Here is a 19,062-nt window from a genome sequence, read left to right as displayed (position 1 = left end):
GCAGGACGCCGGTCATGTCAGAGGGCCAGGCCGACGTACTTGGTCTCGAGGTACTCCTCGATGCCCTCGAAGCCCCCTTCGCGCCCGAAGCCGGAGTGCTTGACCCCGCCGAAGGGGGCGGACGGGTTGGAGACGATGCCCTGGTTGATGCCGACCATGCCGAACTCCAGCGCCTCGGCCACCCGAATGGTCCGCGCGGTGTGCTCGGTGAAGACGTACGCGACGAGGCCGTACTCGGTGGAGTTGGCCAGGCCGACCGCCTCCTCCTCGGTGCGGAAGGTCGTGATCGGCGCGACCGGTCCGAAGATCTCCTCGGTGAGCACGCGCGCGTCCGCGGGGACATCGGTGAGGACCGTCGGCGGGTAGAACCAGCCCTTGCCGGAGGGGACCTCGCCCCCGACGAGGGCGCGGGCGCCCTGCGCGAGCGCGTCGTCGACGAGCTCGGCGACTCCCGTGCGTGCCTTCTCCGTGATGAGCGGGCCGACGTCGACCCCCTTCGTCGTGCCCTTGCCCATGGTCAGCGCGCCCATCCGGTCGGCGAGCGCGGCGGCGAAGTCCTCGGCGACCGACTCGTGGACGATGAACCGGTTGGCGGCCGTGCACGCCTCGCCGATGTTGCGCATCTTGGCGAGCATCGCGCCCTCGACGGCGCGCTCGAGGTCGGCGTCCTCGAAGACGACGAAGGGGGCGTTGCCGCCGAGCTCCATCGACGTGCGCAGGAGCTGCGCGGAGGACTGCTCGACGAGCTTCTTGCCGACCGGGGTGGAGCCGGTGAAGGTCAGCTTGCGCAGGCGCGGGTCCCGGATGATCGGCTCGCTCACCTCGCCGGAGGAGGTCGTCGGCACGACGTTGAGCACGCCGGCGGGCAGGCCGACCTCGTCGAGCAGGCGGGCGAGCGCGAGCATCGTGAGCGGCGTCTCGTGGGCGGGCTTGACGACGGTCGTGCAGCCGGCGGCGATCGCGGGGCCGATCTTGCGCGTGCCCATGGCGAGCGGGAAGTTCCACGGGGTGATGGCGAAGACCGGGCCGACGGGCTGCTTCATCGTCATCAGGCGGGTTCCGCCCGAGGGCGCGACGGCGTAGCGGCCGTGGATGCGCACGGCCTCCTCGGCGAACCACCGGAAGAACTCGGCCCCGTAGGTGACCTCGCCGCGCGCCTCGGCCAACGGCTTGCCCATCTCGAGGGTCATCAGCATGGCGAAGGTGTCGGCCCGCTCGGTGAGCAGCTCGAAGGCCGAGCGCAGGATCTCCGAGCGCACCCGCGGGTCGGTCGCAGCCCACTCGGCCTGCGCGGCCACGGCGGCGTCGAGCGCGGCCCGCCCGTCGGCGACGGTCGCGTCGGCGACCTCGACGAGGGTCGCGGCGGTGGCGGGGTCGGAGACGGCGAAGGTGGCCCCGTCGCCGGCGTCGCGCCACGCACCGGCGATCCACAGCTGGGTGGGGGCGTACTCGAGGGCTGACTTCTGCGTCACGGCTGCCATGGGCATTACGTTACGACCAACGGCCCCGTCGAGCGACTGGCGAAAATCCTCCGGCTTTGACACGCTTGTACCGATGAACTTCCCGTCCTAGCCCCCGGAGAGCGCCATGACTGCCACCACCCCCTTCGCCCGGGTCCTGCTCGACCAGGCGCACAGCAGCGCGTGGTCCCTCGACGCCGACGTCGCCGCCCGGATGAACCCCGCCAACCCCGGTGACGCGAGCCTCGCCCGGGCCGCAGCGGTCCTGCGCGAGCGCGGCACCGAGGTCCTCGCCCACGCCCACGGCGAGCTGACGGGCGCGGCCCTCGAGGGTGTCGACGTCCTCGTCATCGCCCACCCCGCAGCCACCGCCAGTGAACGGGTCGCCGGCGACCTCCCACCGATCCTCACCCCCGCCGAGATCTCCGCCGTCACCGACCACGTGACGAAGGGGGGCGGCCTCGTCGTCCTCGCCGAGTGCGACCACGACGCCCACGGCAACAACCTGAACGAGCTGCTCGCCCCCTTCGGCCTGGCGGTCGTCTCCACGCTCGTGCACGAACGCGCCGACGGCGGCCGCCGCCACCTCGGCAACGCGACCTGGGTCCTCGGCGAGATGGGCACGGGTCCCGGGCAGGGCGTCATGGCCGGCATCGGCGAGCTGTGCTTCTACCGCGCCGGCACGATCGACGTCTCCCGCGCCCCCGGCGCCCGGGTCCTCGCCCGCACCTCGGCGACCGCGCACCCCGCCGGCCAGCCGCTGGCCGTCACCGTCGAGCACGGGCGGGGGCGCGTCGTCGTCCTCGCCGACTCCGACCTCGTCGGGGACGACTCGATCGGCGAGCTCGACCACGAGGAGCTCTGGGTCAATGTCGTGACCTGGGCGGGGAACCGGGCCGGCCACACGCTCCCCGAGGTGCCAGGCGCCCTGGCGCCGAGCCTCGGAGGGTCGGTGGCCACGAGCACGGCCTGGCTCGGGCTCAAGGCAGCGGTCGAGGAGCTGCGCCTCATGCAGGTCACGGACGGGTCGCTGCGTGAGGACGCCGATCGCGGGCGCGCCACCGCGCTCGTCGCCGCGATGATCGCGCGGCTCGCCGAGCTGGCGCCGCGGTTCCCGCACGACGCGGACTACCTGGCCGCGCTGCGCGTGGACCTGCAGCGCTGGGTCGACGGCGGCTTCGGCGTGCCCGACTTCCTCGACTCGCTGCTCGCCTTCCGCCCCGACCGGCACCGCGTCGACGGCGCCGAGCACCTCGTCGTCTTCCCGATGTACACGCAGAACGGCAACCTCGACCGCGTCTTCGAGGCCGTCCTCCTGGACGTCATGTGGCCGCAGTGGCTCGCCGACGTCGAGGCGACCTACGACAACCCGATGTTCCTGCCGGTCCGCTTCCTCGACTTCACCCCCGGCTACGACACCAACTCGGCCGTGCTCTTCCCCGAGACCGTCGCGGTGCGCGAGGTCCCGAAGTTCAGCTGGGGCGCGATCTTCTGCGACCGCGAGGCCGCCCGGTTCCGTCGTGTGAGCGCCGCGTCGGCCGAGGTGCTCGGGCTCGACCTGCCGCCGGAGGGCGAGCGGCTGCTCGCCTCCCAGGAGGTCGCGCAGGCGACCTTCGCGATGTGGGACCTCATCCACGACCGCACGCACAGCCACGGGGACCTCCCCTTCGACCCCTTCATGATCAAGCAGCGGATGCCCTTCTGGATGTACGCGCTCGAAGAGTTGCGCTGCGACCTGGGCACCTTCCGGCAGTGCGTGCGGCTGGCGGAGCAGGGCCACCCGTACGCCCGCTCCGTCCAGCTGGCGATCCTCTTCGACCGGCTCTTCCGCTTCCCCGTCACGGGCGACCGCGTGCGCAACTACGACGGCCTCGGCGGTCAGCTCCTCTTCGCCTGGCTGCACAAGCGCGGCGTCCTGCGGTGGACGGACAACACGCTGACCCTCGACTGGTCGCAGGTGCCCGCCGCGGTGCTCGCCCTCGCCGACGAGGTCGAGACGCTCTACCGCGAGGGCATCGACCGCTCCCGCGTCGGGCACTGGATGGCCGCGCACGACTTCATCGCCGGCTACGTCGCGCCGCACCCCGCCTCGGTGTGGGCGAAGGGGGCCGAGCACCTCCCCCTCGACGGCCCGCCCAGGGGCCTGACCGACCTCGTCCAGCAGGACGAGTTCCCGCTCAACGTCTTCTACGAGGCGCTGCGCAAGAAGCTGGCGCCCGTCATCGAGTCGACCCGCGGGATCACCGGTAGCCGCGACCCGCGCGCCGAGGACGCCGCCGCGGTTGAGAGGATCCCCGCGTGACCGACACGAGCACCCAGACCGGCGCCGCCACCCCCTTCGCACCGCTCCACGACCCGTCGACCCGGGGCTTCGCCAGCGACAACTACGCCGGCATCCACCCCGAGGTCCTCGCGGCGCTCGTCGCGGCCAACGGCGGACATCAGGTCGCCTACGGCGAGGACGTCTACACCGCACGGCTCACCGAGGTGCTCGGTGAGGTCTTCGGGACCGGGGTCGGGGTCTTCCCGGTCTTCAACGGCACGGGGGCCAATGTCCTGGCGCTGCAGGCCTGCACGCCGCGCTGGTCCTCGGTGCTCACGACGAGCAGCGCCCACATCCACGTCGACGAGGCCGCCGCCCCCGAGCGGGTCGGCGGGTTCAAGGTCAACGTCATCGACACCCCGGACGGCAAGCTGACGCCCGAGCTCATCCGCGCCTACCCAGCCCGGGTCGAGGACGAGCACTTCGCCCAGGTCGGGGTCGTCTCCATCACCAACTCGACCGAGGTCGGGACGGTCTACACCCCCGCCGAGATCCGGGCGATCGCCGACCTCGTCCACGACCTCGGCTGGGTCCTGCACCTGGACGGCTCCCGCCTGTCCAACGCAGCGGCCGCGCTCGGCGTCGGGCTGCGGGAGCTGACGACCGACGCGGGCGTCGACATCCTCTCCCTCGGCGGGACCAAGTGCGGCGCGATGCTCGCCGAGGCTGTCGTCGTCCTCTCCCCCGAGCGGGTCCACGGCACCACCTTCCTGCGCAAGCAGTCGATGCAGCTCGCGAGCAAGATGCGTTTCGTCTCCGCCCAGCTGCTCGCGCTCTTCGAGGGTGACCTGTGGCGGCGCAACGCCGAGCACGCCAACGCGATGGCTCGGCGACTCGCTGACGGCGTCGCGGGCATCGAGGGCCTGGAGCTGCCGCACGAGGTCGAGGCCAACGCGGTCTTCCCGATCCTGCCGCGGGAGTCCAGCGAGCGGCTCATGGAGAGCTTCCGGTTCTACTTCTGGGACGAGGCGAGCGGGCAGGTCCGGTGGATGTGCGCGTGGGACACGACGGAGGGTGACGTCGACCGTTTCGTCGAGGCGGTGCGGGCCGAGCTGGGCTGATCCCGCCTGTGGGATCCCTCACAAAGGTGTGTTCATTCAGGCGGTACCCAGCCTCGTCGACTAGACCTGAAGGGTGGCCCGCCTTCCCCGACTGACCAGCGCGCCGGTTCTCGCCGGTGCGCTCGTCGTGTTCACCCTCCTGGCGGCCGGTCCCCTGCAGCCCTACGACGAGATGTTCCAGGGCTACTGGGCCAAGCACTACACCCCCAACTGGGCGACCTTCCTCGACAAGGTGCCCAACGCCGTCGCCGGTCAGGCGGTCTGCCTGCCGGTCCTCGCGGCAGTGGCGATCCGTCTCGCCTGGCGCCACCGCACGTGGCACCCTCTCGCCGTCGTCGCGGCGGCAGAGGCCGGGTTCTACGTCGGCATCGGGGGGATGAAGGTGCTGCTCGGGCGCACCGCGCCCGCGGCCGGCGAAGGGGGGTTCTGGCAGGGGGGTCCGCTCGCCCACGGGTGGTACGGCATCGCCTACCCCTCGGGGCACGCCGCCGAGGCCGTGCTGATCTACGGGGCGGCCGCCTACCTGGTGCTCACCTACGCCGGTCCCGACCACCGTCTGCGGCGCCGTCTGACCTGGCTCGTCGGGCTCATCGCGCTCAACGCGATCATCGTCGCCTTCTACCTCGGGTTCCACTGGCCCACGGACCTCGTCGCCGGTCTGCTCGCCGGCGGGCTCGTCCTGCGCCTGCTCGTCGACGGCGACCGGGCGCTCGCGCGGCGGGGCCTCCCCTTCGGCTGGAGCCACGAGATCCGGCGCCCCGAGCCCGAGCCGGCCCAACGCCCCCAGCCCGTGCCCGTGCCCGCCGCGGTCTGGCTGCGCGCGCCGCTGCCCCGCCCGGTCCACTCGATCCGGCCGCTCACGGCCGCCTGGTCGGTCCCCATCCCCGGCGCCCAGCACACCCGCCCGCGACCCGACCGGGAGCTCCAGCTCCACTGAGACGCTGCATTGCCCTAGGGCAATGCAGCGTCTCGACGTCGAGAGAGTGCATTGCCCTAGGGCAATGCAGGTCTTCCCGCGCGGTTGGGGGCCGCCGGGTCGCGCTCCTCCATCCCCCACGGCGAGCCGTAGCCGTACGGCGCCGGCGCGGCGAGCAGCTCCAGGAAGGGGCGGGCGTCGAAGGCCTCCGGCCCCTTGGCGCCCGAGCCGGACCACACCCCGCTCCCGAGCAGCTCCAGTGCGATGACCGGGTTGAGCGCGGTCTGCCACACGACCGCCTGGGCGTCGTACTCACGCATCGAGACCTCGTTGTCGGCGACGTGGTAGAGGTACACCGCCCGCGGCGCGCCGTCCTTGGTGCCGGTGACGAGCAGGCCGGCGCACGTCCGGCCGACCATCCGCGGACCGATCGTCGCCGGGTCCGGCAGCACGGCAGCGACCACGTCGCGCGGGCTGACCCGCACGCCCTTGACGTCGACCGGCTCGGTCGAGTCCAGGCCGAGCTCGTGGAGGTTCCTCAGCATCGAGATCATCTGCTCGCCGAGCCCGTACTTGAAGGTCACCCGCCGCGCGTCGACCCACCGCGGCATGAGGAGCACCTCCTCGTGCTCGACGTGCACGCACTCGACCGGACCGATCCCCTCGGGGAAGTCGAAGACCTCCGGCTCGGCGAAGGGCAGCATCGTCGCGAAGCCCGCCTCCACGTCCCCGCCGGCCCGCTCGCTCTCCCACACGACGGGCGGGTTGAGGCACTCCTCGATGATCGTCCACATCGAGAAGCCGGGGGCGAAGACCTCGTTGCCGTGCTCGTCGTGGACGACGAGGTCGGCCCCGTCGCGGGTGCCGAGCTCGTCGATCTCGTCGAAGAGCTCGTCGGTCGCGTACCGGGCGAAGACGTCGGACAGCCCCGGCTCCACACCGATGCCGAGCAACGCCAGCCGGCCCGCGGCCTCCCACTCCCCCGCCCTGGCGAGCTGCAGGTCCCCGAGCTTGACCCCCGGCAGCTCGTGCGGCCGCACCGGGTGCGGCGTCGACAGCGACATCGCCATGTCGAGGTAGTCAGCGCCGGCCGCGAGCGCGCCCTCGAAGATCGGCATGACGAAGCGCGGGTCGACCGCGTTGAAGACGTGGGTGGCACGGTGCTGCTGCGCCAGGGTGGTGACCGCTGCCGCGTCCGACGCGTCCACCTGGGCGGCGGCGAAGACTGCGGTGCCATGACGGCCCGGGCGCCCCTCCCTTCGCGCCTCGGCGGCCGCGACGCTGGCCTGCGCCCGCTCGAGCGAGTAGTCCGCGACCACCCACAGCTCGTAGAAGTCCCGCTCGGCGGCGATCTTGGCCGCGGCGTCACCGACGCCCCCGGCGCCGATCATCAGCACGCGCATCCGACTCTCCTGACTCACTTCGAGGTGCGGCTGCTCACCACGCGCTGACCGACCACGACGAGCAGGACGGCGATGACGAACAGTGAGAAGCCGATGACATTGGCCTGTGCGGGGATGCCGCGCAGGTAGCTGACGTAGACGAACTTGGGGAAGGTGCTCGTGTCGCCCGAGACGAAGTTGGTGATGATGAAGTCATCGAAGCTCAGGCTGAAGGCGAGCATCGCGGCGCCGACGACGCCCGGCATGACGAGCGGCAGCGTCACCCGCCAGAAGGTCCCGGCCGTCCCGGCGTAGAGGTCCTGGGCGGCCTCCTCCATCCGGGGGTCGAGGCTCTCCAGGCGCGCGCGCACGGTGACGACGACGAAGCTCAGGCAGAACATGATGTGCGCGATGACGATCGTCCAGAAGCCCAGCTGCAGGCCGATCCGGGAGAAGCCCTGGACGAAGATCGTCAGCAGGCTCGCGCCGAGGACGATCTCGGGCGTGGCCATCGGCACGAAGACGAGCAGGTTGCCGGCGGACCTCCCGCGGAACCGGTGCCGCACGAGGGCGAAGGCGATCATCGTCCCCAGGACGGTCGCGACGAAGGTCGCGAGCAGCCCCACCTGGAGCGAGGTGACGAGCGAGTCGCAGATGCCGGGCGCGCCGCAGGGGTTCTGCCAGTGCTTGAGCGTCGGCCCGGCGTTGGAGTTCCACGTGATGTTGGACTTGCGGTAGTCGTTGAAGCTGAAGATGAAGGTGTAGAGCACCGGCAGGAAGAGGTAGAAGAGCACGAGGATCGCCGCGATCATCGCGAAGCGGTCGCCGACCCAGCGGGTCACGGGGCGCATCTCAGACCAGCTCCTCGGTGCCGAAGCGGCGCACGTAGAGGAAGACGAGCACGAGGATCATCGCCATGAGCGTGAAGCTCAGCGCCGCGGCCGTGTCGTAGCCGCCCGGCACCCGGAAGAACTGGCTCTCGATGACGTTGCCGACCATCTTGGTGCTGCGGTCGGACCCGAGGAGCTCGGCGTTGACGTAGTCGCCGGAGGCGGGGATGAAGGTGAGCAGCGTCCCCGCGAGCACGCCCGGCATGGAGATCGGGAGGGTCACCCGCGCGAAGGTCGTCAGGCCGTTGCCGTAGAGGTCCCCACCGGCCTCGATGACCCGGGCGTCGGCGCGCTCGAGCGAGGCGTAGATCGGCAGGACCATGAATGGCAGGAAGTTGTACGTCAGGCCCGCGACGACGGCCACCCAGGTCTCGGTGATCCGTCCGCCCGGCAGCAGGTGCAGGGTGGTGAGCACGTTGGCGACGATGCCGTCGTCGGCGAGGATCTGGCGCCACGCGATCGTGCGCAGGATGAAGGAGGTGAAGAAGGGGGCGATGACGCAGATGAGCATGACCGGTCGCCACGACCCCGCCTTGAAGGCCATGGCGTAGGCGAGCGGGTAGGCCAGGACGAAGGCGAAGAAGGTCGCGAGCGCCCCGAAGACGAGCGAGCGGACCATGTGCGGCCAGAACTCGGTGAGCGCGTCGACGTAGTTGCCGACGTTGACGTCGCGGTAGTAGTAGCCCGGGGCTCCGGGGTAGTCGCTCTGCAGCGAGACGGTGAACAGCTGCACGACGGGCACGACGAAGAAGACGACGAGCCAGAGGATGCCGGGCAGCAGGAGCAGGTAGGCGTACCGCTGCGAACGGCGGGCGACGACGACGTCGGGGTCGGGTTCCACTCCCCGCGTCGCCGTGGTGGTGGTCACGACGCCTCCCCCGTGGCGACGAAGGCCTTGTCCTGCGCTCCCTCGGGGAGTCCGTCGGCGGCGACGACGAAGGCGTGCGCCGGGTCCCACGAGATCGACACCTCGTCGCCCGGGCGGGTGGCCTGCGGCTCGACGTCGAGGTTCTGCTCGTAGACCTGCCACTGGCCGCCCGAGGGCACGGTGACGAGGTACTGCGTCGCGACACCGGTGAAGGAGACGTCGGCCACCGTCGCCCGCACCTCGCCCCCCGTACCCCCGTGACGAAGGGGGTGCAGCCGCACCTTCTCGGGCCGCACGCCGAAGAGCACCTTGCCCTCGGTGACCGCGGCGCGCGAGCGCGGCACCCGCACCGTCGTGCCCGCCGCGTCGGCCACGAGGTGGTCGCCGTCGCTGCCGGTGATCGTCGCCGGGACGAGGTTGGACTGGCCGACGAAGCCGGCGACGAAGGCCGTGCCGGGCAGGTCGTACAGGGCCTCGGGAGCGCCCATCTGCTCGATGTGCCCCTTGTTCATCACCGCGACCGTGTCGGCCATCGTCATGGCCTCCTCCTGGTCGTGGGTGACGTGGATGAAGGTCAGCCCGACCTCGGTCTGGATCCGCTTGAGCTCCACCTGCATCTGGCGGCGCAGCTTGAGGTCGAGGGCACCGAGCGGCTCGTCGAGCAGCAGCACCTCCGGCCGGTTGACGATGGCCCGGGCGAGGGCGACGCGTTGCTGCTGACCACCGGAGAGCTGCCCGGGGCGACGCCCCGCCAGGTGCCCCATCTGGACGAGCTCGAGGGCGTCCTCGGCGAGCTGCGGCGCGTCCGAGAGGCCGCGTCGCCTGGGGCCGAAGGCCACGTTGTCGCGGACGCTCAGGTGCGGGAAGAGCGCGTAGCTCTGGAAGACGGTGTTGACCGGCCGCTCGTAGGGGCGCGAACCGGTGAGGTCGGTGTCGCCGATGAGCACCCGGCCGCCGGTCGGCTGCTCGAGACCCGCGACCATCCGCAGCGTCGTCGTCTTGCCGCACCCGGAGGGACCGAGCAGGGCGAAGAAGGAGCCCTGCGGCACCTGCAGGTGCAGGTCGTCGACGGCGGTGAAGTCCCCGAAGGTCTTGGTCACCGCGTCCAGGCGCAGGTCCCCCTTCGCCTCCCGGAAACCGCCGGACGAGGTGCGCGAGAAGATGCCCATCAGTTGCCCACCGCCTTCGCCCACAGGGCCGAGTAGTCCGCGTCCTCCTGGGCCGAGAGCGCCCGGAATCCGACGATGTCGTGCTCGGCGATGTAGTCCTCGCCGGGGAAGATGAAGGGCGACTCCGCGAGGTCCGGGTCGATCTTCTCCATCTCCTCGCGGGCACCCTCCACGGGGCAGATGTAGTTGACCCAGGCGGCGACCTCGGCGGCCACCTTCGGCTCGTAGTAGTAGTCCATGACGCGCTGCGCGTTGCGGCGGTGGTGGCTCGTGATCGGGACCATGAGGTTGTCGCTCCAGAGCATCCCGCCGCTCTCGGGGATGACGAACTCCCAGTCCTCGTCCTCGGTCTCGGCGCGCAGGATGAACAGGTCGCCTGACCACACGATGCCCGCGACGGCGTTGCCGCTCTTGAGGTCGTTGAGGTAGCTGTTGCCCTTGATCCGGCGGATGTAGCCGTCGTTCACGCGCTTGTCGAGCTCGCCGATCGCGGCCTCGAACTGCTCCCGGGTGAAGTCACCGGAGGGGTCGACCCCCTGCTGCTGCATGATCAGGCCGAGCGTGTCGCGGAACTCGCTGAGCACCGAGATGCGGCCCTTGAGGTCGTCGGCCCACAGGTCCTCGAGCGACTTCAGCTCCCGACCCACCTTCTTCTTGTGGTAGCCGATCCCGGCGAAACCGGACTGCCAGGTGAGCGAGTGCTGGCGTCCCGGGTCGAAGGAGACCTCGCGCAGCGGGGCGAGCAGGTTGCCGGCATTGGCCATCTGGATCAGCTCCAGCGGCTGGCACAGCCCCTCCCGGATGATCCGGTTGGCCATCCAGTCGGTGAAGGTGAAGATGTCGCGGTTGATGTCCTGCTTGGCCCGCAGCTGCGGGGCGATCTTGTTGAAGTACGTGTCGTTGTCGTCGATGTCCTCGGTGTAGCTGACCTTGATGCCGGTCTGCTTCTCGAAGGCGGTCAGCGTCGGGTACGTCTTGCCGGCGTCGTCCATGTCGAGGTAGGCCGTCCAGTTGGCCCACCCGACGGTCTTCTCGGTGTCCGAGCGGTCCTGCGGGAGCTCGACCGCGGCCACGCCCGCGGTCGGGGGCTCCGGCGGGGCGCACGCGGCGAGCGCGCCGCCGCCGATCCCCAGCGCCGCGAGGCCCAGGACGTCCCGCCGGCTCGGTCCGTGCCGGCGACGGCCACGGGCCGAGGCCTGCGCGGCGCGCACGAGAGCAGCGATTTCGGGATCGGCTGGCTGCCGAAAGGGGTCCATCGCGGACCTCGCTTCCGTGAGGAGGGACGAAGGGGGTGAGCGTCAGCTCTCGATGTTGGCCATGACGTGCTTGATGCGGGTGTAGTCCTCGAAGCCGTACATGGACAGGTCCTTGCCGTAGCCCGAGTGCTTGAACCCGCCGTGCGGCATCTCGGCGACGAGCGGGATGTGGGTGTTGATCCACACGCAACCGAAGTCCAGGCGCTTGCTCATGCGCATCGCCCGCCCGAAGTCCTTGGTCCACACCGAGGAGGCGAGGCCGTACTCCACGCCGTTGGCCCAGGCGACGGCCTGGTCCTCGTCGGTGAACCGCTGGACCGTGATGACCGGGCCGAAGATCTCGTCCTGGATCGCCTCGTCGTCCTGGTGGAGCCCGGAGACGACGGTCGGTGCGTAGAAGAAGCCCTCACCCATCGCGCTCAGCCGCTCGCCGCCCTGCGCGAGGTGGGCGTGGTCGGGCAGCCGGTCGATGAAGCCGGCGACCTTGGCCAGCTGGTCCTTGTTGTTGACCGGGCCGAGCAGCGCGTCGTCGTCGTCGGGCATGCCGACCTTGGCGTTGTCGCGGGCGTACTCGGCGAGCGCGGCGACGAAGTCGTCGTGGATGCCGGGGGCGGCGAGGACCCGGGTCGCGGCGGTGCAGTCCTGGCCGGCGTTGAAGTAGCCGGCCGTGGCAATGCCCTCGACCGCGGCCTCGATGTCGGCGTCGTCGAAGACGACGACGGGCGCCTTGCCCCCGAGCTCGAGGTGGGCGCGCTTGAGGTTCTTGGCCGCGGAGGCGGCGACCTCGAGGCCCGCGCGGACCGAGCCGGTGATCGCGACGAGCCCGGGGGTCAGGTGCTCGACGAGGGCGCGGCCGGTGTCGCGGTCACCCGTGATGACGTTGAAGGTGCCGGCGGGCAGGAACTCGGCGGCGATCTCGGCCATGAGCAGCGTCGTCTCGGGCGTGGTGTCGCTCGGCTTGAGGACGACCGTGTTGCCGGCGGCCAGGGCGGGGGCGATCTTCCACGCGGCCATCATCATCGGGTAGTTCCACGGGGTGACCTGGCCGACGACACCGATCGGCTCGCGACGGATCCAGCTCGTGTGCCCCTGCATGTACTCGGCCGAGGCCCTCCCCTCGAGCACCCGGGCGGCACCGGCGAAGAAGCGGATCTGGTCGCACATCACGGGCACCTCCTCGGAGGCGGTGAGGGCGTGCGGCTTGCCGGTGTTCTCCCCTTCGAGCCGGATGAGGTCCTCGGCGCGCGCCTCGAGGGCGTCGGCGAACTTCAGCAGCGCTGTCTGGCGCTCCCCCGGCGTCGTCTCGCCCCACCGCGCGAAGGCGGACTCGGCACTCGCGTACGCGGCGTCGACATCGGCCTGCGTCGAGACGGGCGCGTGGGCGACGACCTGGCCGGTGGCCGGGTTGACCAGCTCGGTGCTCGCGTCGCCCGAGGCGTCGACGTACGCGCCACCGACGAAGTTGCGCAGGGTCCGGGGCTGGGTCACGACAGGGTCCTTCCGATCGGGAATGTGACCCCGACCATAGTGCTTGTCGTGTCGATATCGACAGGTCCCGGCGACATCAATTCGGAAAACATCAGCCCATGGCTCACATAGACACGGATTTCGTCGCTCTCGGCTTGCCATCCGTCCTGGATCGCGTCACGATGGCGACATGTCCGCCGCCGTCCAGCTCGACGAGATGAGCAAGCAGATCATCGAGCACCTGCAGGAGGACGGCCGTCAGTCCTACGCGACGATCGGGCGTTCCGTGGGTCTCTCCGAGGCCGCCGTGCGCCAGCGCGTCCAGCGTCTGCTCGACGCAGAGGTCATGCAGATCGTCGCGGTCACCGATCCGCTCCAGGTGGGCTTCCACCGGCAGGCGATGATCGGGATCACCGTCGAGGGCGACCTGCGACCCGTCGCCGACGCCCTGACGGACATGCACGAGGTGTCCTACGTGGTCACCACGGCGGGCAGCTTCGACGTCCTCGCCGAGATCGTCTGCGAGGACGACGAGGAGCTGCTCGTCCTGCTCACCGAGCGCATCCGCACCCTGCCGGGCGTGCGCTCGACCGAGACCTTCGTCTATCTCAAGCTCAACAAGCAGCACTACAACTGGGGGACCAGATGACCCGACCGCCCACCACCGCCCTCGGCACCGACATGCAGCAGGCGGCCCGCGACCACCTGTGGATGCACTTCACCCGCCACTCCGTCTACGAGCAGGGCGGGCACATCCCGACGATTGTGCGCGGCGAGGGCCACAAGATCTGGGACGACGCCGGCCGCGAGTACATCGACGGCCTGTCCGGCCTCTTCGTCGTCCAGGTCGGGCACGGCCGCACCGAGCTCGCCGAGACCGCGATGCGGCAGGCGGAGAAGCTCGCCTTCTTCCCCATCTGGTCCTACGCGCACCCCGCCGCGATCGAGCTCGCCGAGCGGCTCGCCCAGGGCGCCCCCGGCGACCTCAACCGCGTCTTCTTCACCACCGGTGGCGGCGAGGCCGTCGAGTCCGCGTGGAAGCTGGCCAAGCAGTACTTCAAGCTCACCGGCAAACCGAAGAAGCACAAGGTCATCTCGCGCGCGATCGCCTACCACGGCACCCCGCACGGCGCCCTGTCGATCACCGGGCTGCCGCCGCTCAAGGAGGACTTCGAGCCGCTGGTCCCCGGGGCCCACAAGGTCCCCAACACCAACATCTACCGCGCCTCCGACGAGCTGCGCGAGGACCCCAAGGCCTTCGGCCGCTGGGCCGCCGACCGGATCGCCGAGGCCATCGAGTTCGAGGGCCCCGACACCGTCGCGGCCGTCTTCCTCGAGCCGGTGCAGAACGCCGGCGGCTGCTTCCCGCCGCCCCCGGGCTACTTCGAGCGAGTCCGCGAGATCTGCGACGAGTACGACGTCCTGCTCGTCTCCGACGAGGTCATCTGCGCCTTCGGCCGGATCGGCTCGATGTTCGCGTGCCAGGACTTCGGGTACGTCCCCGACATCATCACCTGCGCGAAGGGGATGACCTCCGGCTACTCCCCCATCGGAGCGATGATCGCGAGCGACCGCCTCTTCGAGCCCTACAAGAAGGGGGCGACGAGCTTCACCCACGGCTACACCTTCGGTGGGCACCCGGTGAGCTCGGCGGTGGCGCTGGCCAACCTCGACATCTTCGAGCGCGAGGGCCTCAACGAGCACGTCAAGACGAATGCCCCCGCCTTCCGCGCCACGCTGGAGAAGCTGCTCGACCTCCCCCTCGTCGGGGACGTCCGCGGCGAGGGGTACTTCTACGGGATCGAGCTGGTCAAGGACAAGGCGACGCGCGAGACCTTCGACGCCGCCGAGTCCGAGTCGATGCTGCGCGGGTTCCTGTCCAAGGCGCTCTTCGACGCGGGCCTGTACTGCCGCGCCGACGACCGCGGCGACCCGGTGGTCCAGCTCGCCCCGCCGCTCACCATCGGCCAGCCCGAGTTCGACGAGATCGAGTCGCGCCTGCGCTCGGTGCTGACGGAGGCCGAGAACCACCTCTGAGGCTAGGTTGGCCGCGTGACGAGAGAGATCCGGCTGCACCCCCTGCGCGACCTGCTCGGTCGCCGCCGCAGCGACCCGACCTACCACGAGGTCCACGACGCCGACGAGCTGCGCCGGCTGACCGCCACCGGCGGGTCGCTCGCCGGCTGGCGGCTGCAGGGCCTCGACCTGGAGCCGCACGCCGAGCCGCTCTCCCGCAGCGACGTCCGCGGGCTCGTCGTCCTCGGCGGTACGGTCCCCGACGCGCTGGCGCAGAGCCTCGTCGCCCGCGGCGCGGTGATCATCCCGCCCGACCCGACGTGCCCGGTCGAGACCTTCCGCGCCCGGCTGTACTCCCCCTTCGACCTGTACGGCGGGCTCGAGGTCGACGGCTACCCGAGCACGGTCGACGCCCGGGCGTACGCGTGGAGCCGGGAGACCCGCACGCAGCACGACGCCTACGCCACGCTCCTGCGGGCCGTGCACGACGACGCGGTGAACGACGCCCTGGTCGAGGCCCTCCACGGACTCGACGTCGTCGGCGTGATGGGCGGGCACGCCCTCGGGCGCGGCAGCAGCGACTACGCCGACGCGGCCCGACTCGGCCAGGCCCTCGCGGGCGCCGGCCGGGCGGTGCTCACCGGCGGCGGCCCGGGCGCGATGGAGGCGGCCAACCTCGGGGCGATCGCCTCCTCGCCCGAGGCCGTGGAGGCCGCCCTGGAGCGCCTGGCGCAGGTGCCCTCCTTCCGCCCGTCGATCGACGCCTGGGCGAGCCTGGCGCTGTCGGTGCGGGCGGACCTCGACGTCGCGGACGGCGGGGCGCGCAGCTTCGGCATCCCGACGTGGTTCTACGGGCACGAGCCGCCCAATGTCTTCTGCGGAGGCATCGCCAAGTACTTCTCCAACGCGCTGCGCGAGGACGTGCTGCTCGCGCGGAGCACCGGCGGCCTCGTCGTCCTGCCGGGCGCGGCCGGCACTGTGCAGGAGGTCTTCCAGGCGTGCACGCCGCTGTACTACGCGCCGCCGGGCGACCCCCTGCCCCCACTCGTGCTGGTCGGTCTCGAGCACTGGACCGAGACCGTGCCCGTGTGGCCGGCCCTGCGGGCCCTGGCCACGGGGCGCCCGCTCGCCGACGTCCTCCACCTCGTGGCGACCCCCGAGGAGGCCGCCGCGATCGTCCTGGCCTGACGAAGGGGGTCGGCCCCGGGGGTCAGTCGAAGACGATCGTGCGTCGTCCGCGCAGGACCACCCGTCGCTCGACGTGCCAGCGCAGGGCGCGGCCGAAGGCCATCGCCTCGAGCTCCGCGCCGGTGGCGGCGAGCTGCGCGGGGCTCATCCGGTGGTCGACGCGGCGGAAGTCCTGCTCGATGATCGGTCCCTCGTCGAGGTCGGCCGTCACGTAGTGCGCGGTCGCGCCGATGACCTTGACGCCGCGGTCGTGCGCCTGGGAGTAGGGACGCGCGCCCTTGAACGAGGGCAGCAGCGAGTGGTGGATGTTGATGACCCGCCCGGGGAAGTCCGCGCACATCCGCTCGGAGAGCACCTGCATGTAGCGCGCCAGCGCCACGGTCTCGACCCGCTCGGCCGCGATGATCTCGCGGAGCCTGGCCTCGGCCTGCGGTTTGGTCGCTGCGGTCACCGGGACGTGGTGGAAGGGGATGCCGTGCCACTCGACCTCCGCCCGGAAGTCCTCGTGGTTGGAGACGACCGCGGGGACGACGACGTTGAGCTGACCGGTGCGCACCCGGAAGAGCAGGTCGTTGAGCACGTGGCCCTGGCGGCTCACCATGATGAGCAGGCGGTGCGGCTCGTGCGGGTCGTGGATCTCGACGTCGGCTCCGAGCTCGGCCGCCAGCTGGGCGCGCGCGACCTCCAGGCGCTCCGTGTCGATCGGGCCCTGCCCCTGCAGGTGCATCCGCAGGTGGAACTCGCCGGTCGAGTCGTCGCCGAACTGCTGGCTGTCGAGGATGTTGAGGTCCAGGCCCACCATCGCCCCGGTCACCGCGTGGACGATGCCCCGCCGGTCGGGACCGCTCAGGGTCAGGACGACCTCGCGGCCGAGGCCGCCCGGGACGGCCGCGCTCACGCTGCGCCCGAGGTGGCCGCGGCGAGCTGCCCGCAGGCCCCGTCGATGTCGCTGCCCCGGGTGTCGCGCACGGTCGTCGGGATGCCGTGGGCGCGCAGGCGCTCGACGAACTGCTGCTCGACGCCGGGCCGCGAGGCCGTCCACCTCGAGCCGGGGGTCGGGTTGAGCGGGATCGGGTTGACGTGCACCCAGCCCCTGCCGCGCTGGGTGAGCTTCTTGCCGAGCAGGTCCGCCCGCCAGGCCTGGTCGTTGACGTCCTTGATGAGCGCGTACTCGATGCTCACCCGGCGCCCGGTCCTCAGGTAGTAGCGGTGGGCCGCGTCGATCGCCTCGTCGACCTTGAAGCGGGTGTTGATCGGCACCAGCTCGTCGCGCAGCTCGTCGTCGGGCGCGTGGAGCGACAGCGCGAGGGTCACCGGGATGCCCTCCTCGGTGAGCCTGTCGATGCCCGTCACGAGCCCGACGGAGGACATCGTGATCCCCCGCGCGCTCATCCCGAGCCCCTCGGGCGAGGGGTCGACCATGCGGCGGATCGCGCCGATCGCCGCCGTGTAGTTGGCCAGGGCCTCCCCCATGCCCATGAAGACGACGTTGGTGACGCGCCGGCCCCCCGACGAAGGGAGGGACTCCCCTTCGTCGTCGGCCTCGGCGCCCAGCGCGACGCCCGTGTCGTCCCCGAGCGCCAGCTCACCGGCCTGCGCGAGCAGGCGGTTGGCGGCGACGACCTGGTCGACGATCTCGCCGGTCGACATGTTGCGCGTCAGGCCCTCCTGGCCGGTGGCGCAGAAGGGGCAGTTCATGCCGCAGCCGGCCTGGCTGGAGACGCAGATCGTCGCGCGGCGCGGGTAGCGCATGAGGACGGACTCCACGAGCGCGCCGTCGTGCAGGCGCCACACGGACTTCAACGTCGCGCCCCGGTCGGCGGTGATGGTGCGCACCGGGGTGAGCAGGCGCGGGAGCATCGCCGTGACGAGCTCCTCGCGGGCCGCCTTTGGCAGGTCCGACATCTGCTCGGGGTCGTCGGTGTGGTGGGTGAAGTAGTGCGTCGACAGCTGCTTGGCGCGGAAGCCCGGCAGGCCGAGCTCCTTGGCCCACTCGACGCGACCGGCGAGGTCGAGGTCGGCGAGGTGGCGCGGCGGCTTGCCGCGCCGGGGCGCGGTCATCGTCAGCTGGCCGGGCACCGGGCGGGTGGTCGAGGGCGTGGGCAGGTCGGTCATCACCCCCAGTGTCTCAGGTCAGGAGCGCGCTGACGCCAGAGCCGCCCGCGGCGGGGTCGTCGGCGACCCCGGGGGTCACACCGGTGCGATGATGCGCAGCGCCACCCACGCGAGCGGGACGACCAGGACGAGCGAGTCGAGGCGGTCCATCAGGCCCCCGTGCCCCGGGATGATGTTGGACATGTCCTTGATCCCGAGGTTGCGCTTGAGGCTGGACTCGATGAGGTCACCGATCGTCGCGACCGGGGCGACGAGCACGCCGAGGACCGCGCCCTGCCACCACTGGCCGTCGAGGGTGAGCGGGATGACGATCGCGCCCACGACCGCGCAGGACAGGACCGAGCCGGCGAAGCCCTCCCAGGACTTCTTGGGCGAGAGCCGTGGTGCCATCGGGTGCTTGCCGAGGACCACCCCGAAGGCATAGCCGCCGATGTCGGAGAAGACCGTGACGATGATGAAGACGAAGATGCGCCACTGGCCCTGCGGCTCGGCGAGCATCATCGCCGCGAAACCCGCGAGCAGGCACGGGTAGAGCAGGATCAGCGCACCGGCGCCGATGTCCGGCAGGGCGCCGCCCAGCCCGTCCGCGACGCGCCAGACGAGGGTGGCCACGAGGGTGAGCGACGCGGCGAAGACGAGGCCCTCGGCACCGCGCAGGTAGGCCGCGACCGTCATGCTCACCGCGCCGACGGCGACCGGGACGAAGGGGGCGTACAGCCCCCCTTCGCTCAGGGCCTGACGCATCTCCCACACCGCCACGACCATGGCGAGGCAGATGAGGACGACGAAGACGACGGGGTGCGCCACGAGCGAGGCGACGGCGAGGCCGGCCAGGGCGACCCCCGTCGCGATGGCGACCGGCAGGTTGCGGCCCGCCCGGCTCGAGGGCCCGGCGGGCGCGGGCGCGGCCGCCCGGATCGCCCGGCGGGACGCGAACTCGGGCTCGGACAT

Annotated in this window: 16 protein-coding genes; 6 read left to right on the top strand and 10 right to left on the bottom strand. The window is 71.3% G+C overall.

Annotated elements, in window-relative coordinates; all coding sequences use genetic code 11:
• Window positions 1-17 precede the first annotated feature (17 nt).
• On the bottom strand, window positions 18-1,481 hold the full coding sequence (locus tag V3C34_RS08040; RefSeq protein ID WP_338538391.1) for an NAD-dependent succinate-semialdehyde dehydrogenase: 1,464 nt from the start codon (window positions 1,479-1,481) through the stop codon (window positions 18-20).
• A 106-nt stretch (window positions 1,482-1,587) separates the two neighbouring features.
• Between V3C34_RS08040 and V3C34_RS08035 the strand changes: the two genes are divergently transcribed.
• From V3C34_RS08035 to V3C34_RS08025, 3 genes are all read left to right on the top strand, one after another.
• Window positions 1,588-3,762: a DUF6421 family protein gene (locus V3C34_RS08035; RefSeq protein WP_346008484.1), complete on the top strand. Its 2,175-nt coding sequence runs from the start codon at window positions 1,588-1,590 to the stop codon at window positions 3,760-3,762.
• Window positions 3,759-4,844 (top strand): threonine aldolase family protein, encoded by a 1,086-nt coding sequence (locus V3C34_RS08030; RefSeq protein ID WP_068422345.1) that lies wholly within the window; start codon window positions 3,759-3,761, stop codon window positions 4,842-4,844. Before V3C34_RS08035 ends, V3C34_RS08030 begins: the two co-directional genes overlap by 4 nt.
• 73 nt (window positions 4,845-4,917) lie before the next feature.
• A complete protein-coding gene (locus V3C34_RS08025; protein ID WP_345912457.1) occupies window positions 4,918-5,781 on the top strand; it encodes a phosphatase PAP2 family protein in 864 nt (287 codons plus the stop codon).
• A 56-nt stretch (window positions 5,782-5,837) separates the two neighbouring features.
• Here the strand turns inward: V3C34_RS08025 and V3C34_RS08020 are convergent, their stop codons facing one another.
• The 6 genes from V3C34_RS08020 to V3C34_RS07995 all read right to left on the bottom strand — a co-directional run bounded on the left by V3C34_RS08020 (window position 5,838) and on the right by V3C34_RS07995 (window position 12,813).
• A complete protein-coding gene (locus tag V3C34_RS08020) occupies window positions 5,838-7,163 on the bottom strand; it encodes a saccharopine dehydrogenase family protein (protein ID WP_346008483.1) in 1,326 nt (441 codons plus the stop codon).
• Window positions 7,164-7,177: 14 nt separating this feature from the next.
• Complete coding sequence (locus tag V3C34_RS08015) at window positions 7,178-7,993, bottom strand: ABC transporter permease (RefSeq protein WP_346008482.1); 816 nt, start codon at window positions 7,991-7,993, stop codon at window positions 7,178-7,180.
• 1 nt (window position 7,994) lies between these two features.
• Window positions 7,995-8,900: an ABC transporter permease gene (locus tag V3C34_RS08010; RefSeq protein ID WP_346008481.1), complete on the bottom strand. Its 906-nt coding sequence runs from the start codon at window positions 8,898-8,900 to the stop codon at window positions 7,995-7,997.
• The gene (locus tag V3C34_RS08005; RefSeq protein ID WP_346008480.1) at window positions 8,897-10,069 is read right to left on the bottom strand and encodes an ABC transporter ATP-binding protein; all 1,173 of its coding nucleotides are present in this window, start codon (window positions 10,067-10,069) and stop codon (window positions 8,897-8,899) included. Before V3C34_RS08005 ends, V3C34_RS08010 begins: the two co-directional genes overlap by 4 nt.
• Window positions 10,069-11,280 carry a spermidine/putrescine ABC transporter substrate-binding protein gene (locus tag V3C34_RS08000; RefSeq protein WP_346008479.1) on the bottom strand — a complete coding sequence of 404 codons (1,212 nt, stop codon included), beginning with the start codon at window positions 11,278-11,280 and terminating at the stop codon, window positions 10,069-10,071. Before V3C34_RS08000 ends, V3C34_RS08005 begins: the two co-directional genes overlap by 1 nt.
• A gap of 87 nt (window positions 11,281-11,367) precedes the next feature.
• Window positions 11,368-12,813 (bottom strand): gamma-aminobutyraldehyde dehydrogenase, encoded by a 1,446-nt coding sequence (locus V3C34_RS07995; RefSeq protein WP_068325136.1) that lies wholly within the window; start codon window positions 12,811-12,813, stop codon window positions 11,368-11,370.
• Between the two features lie 169 nt (window positions 12,814-12,982).
• On the opposite strand from V3C34_RS07995, the gene V3C34_RS07990 reads away from it, so the two are divergent.
• The 3 genes from V3C34_RS07990 to V3C34_RS07980 are packed head-to-tail and all read left to right on the top strand — an operon-like array spanning window position 12,983 to window position 15,996.
• Window positions 12,983-13,441: an Lrp/AsnC family transcriptional regulator gene (locus V3C34_RS07990; protein WP_068325137.1), complete on the top strand. Its 459-nt coding sequence runs from the start codon at window positions 12,983-12,985 to the stop codon at window positions 13,439-13,441.
• Complete coding sequence (locus V3C34_RS07985; protein ID WP_068325138.1) at window positions 13,438-14,829, top strand: aspartate aminotransferase family protein; 1,392 nt, start codon at window positions 13,438-13,440, stop codon at window positions 14,827-14,829. Before V3C34_RS07990 ends, V3C34_RS07985 begins: the two co-directional genes overlap by 4 nt.
• A gap of 15 nt (window positions 14,830-14,844) precedes the next feature.
• Entirely contained in the window at window positions 14,845-15,996 is a 1,152-nt protein-coding gene (locus V3C34_RS07980) for a Rossmann fold nucleotide-binding protein (RefSeq protein WP_346008478.1), read from the top strand.
• 22 nt (window positions 15,997-16,018) lie between these two features.
• Here the strand turns inward: V3C34_RS07980 and purU are convergent, their stop codons facing one another.
• The 3 genes from purU to V3C34_RS07965 all read right to left on the bottom strand — a co-directional run bounded on the left by purU (window position 16,019) and on the right by V3C34_RS07965 (window position 19,062).
• Window positions 16,019-16,894, bottom strand: coding sequence for a formyltetrahydrofolate deformylase (purU, locus tag V3C34_RS07975; RefSeq protein WP_346008477.1), 876 nt, complete (start codon window positions 16,892-16,894; stop codon window positions 16,019-16,021).
• The gene (gene rlmN / locus V3C34_RS07970) at window positions 16,891-18,111 is read right to left on the bottom strand and encodes a 23S rRNA (adenine(2503)-C(2))-methyltransferase RlmN (RefSeq protein WP_346008476.1); all 1,221 of its coding nucleotides are present in this window, start codon (window positions 18,109-18,111) and stop codon (window positions 16,891-16,893) included. Before rlmN ends, purU begins: the two co-directional genes overlap by 4 nt.
• 75 nt (window positions 18,112-18,186) lie before the next feature.
• Complete coding sequence (locus V3C34_RS07965; RefSeq protein WP_346008475.1) at window positions 18,187-19,062, bottom strand: phosphatidate cytidylyltransferase; 876 nt, start codon at window positions 19,060-19,062, stop codon at window positions 18,187-18,189.

Source organism: Janibacter terrae (genome assembly GCF_039636765.1).
In the GTDB taxonomy this organism is placed as follows: domain Bacteria; phylum Actinomycetota; class Actinomycetes; order Actinomycetales; family Dermatophilaceae; genus Janibacter; species Janibacter terrae.
This window is presented reverse-complemented; position numbering and strand designations above follow the sequence as displayed.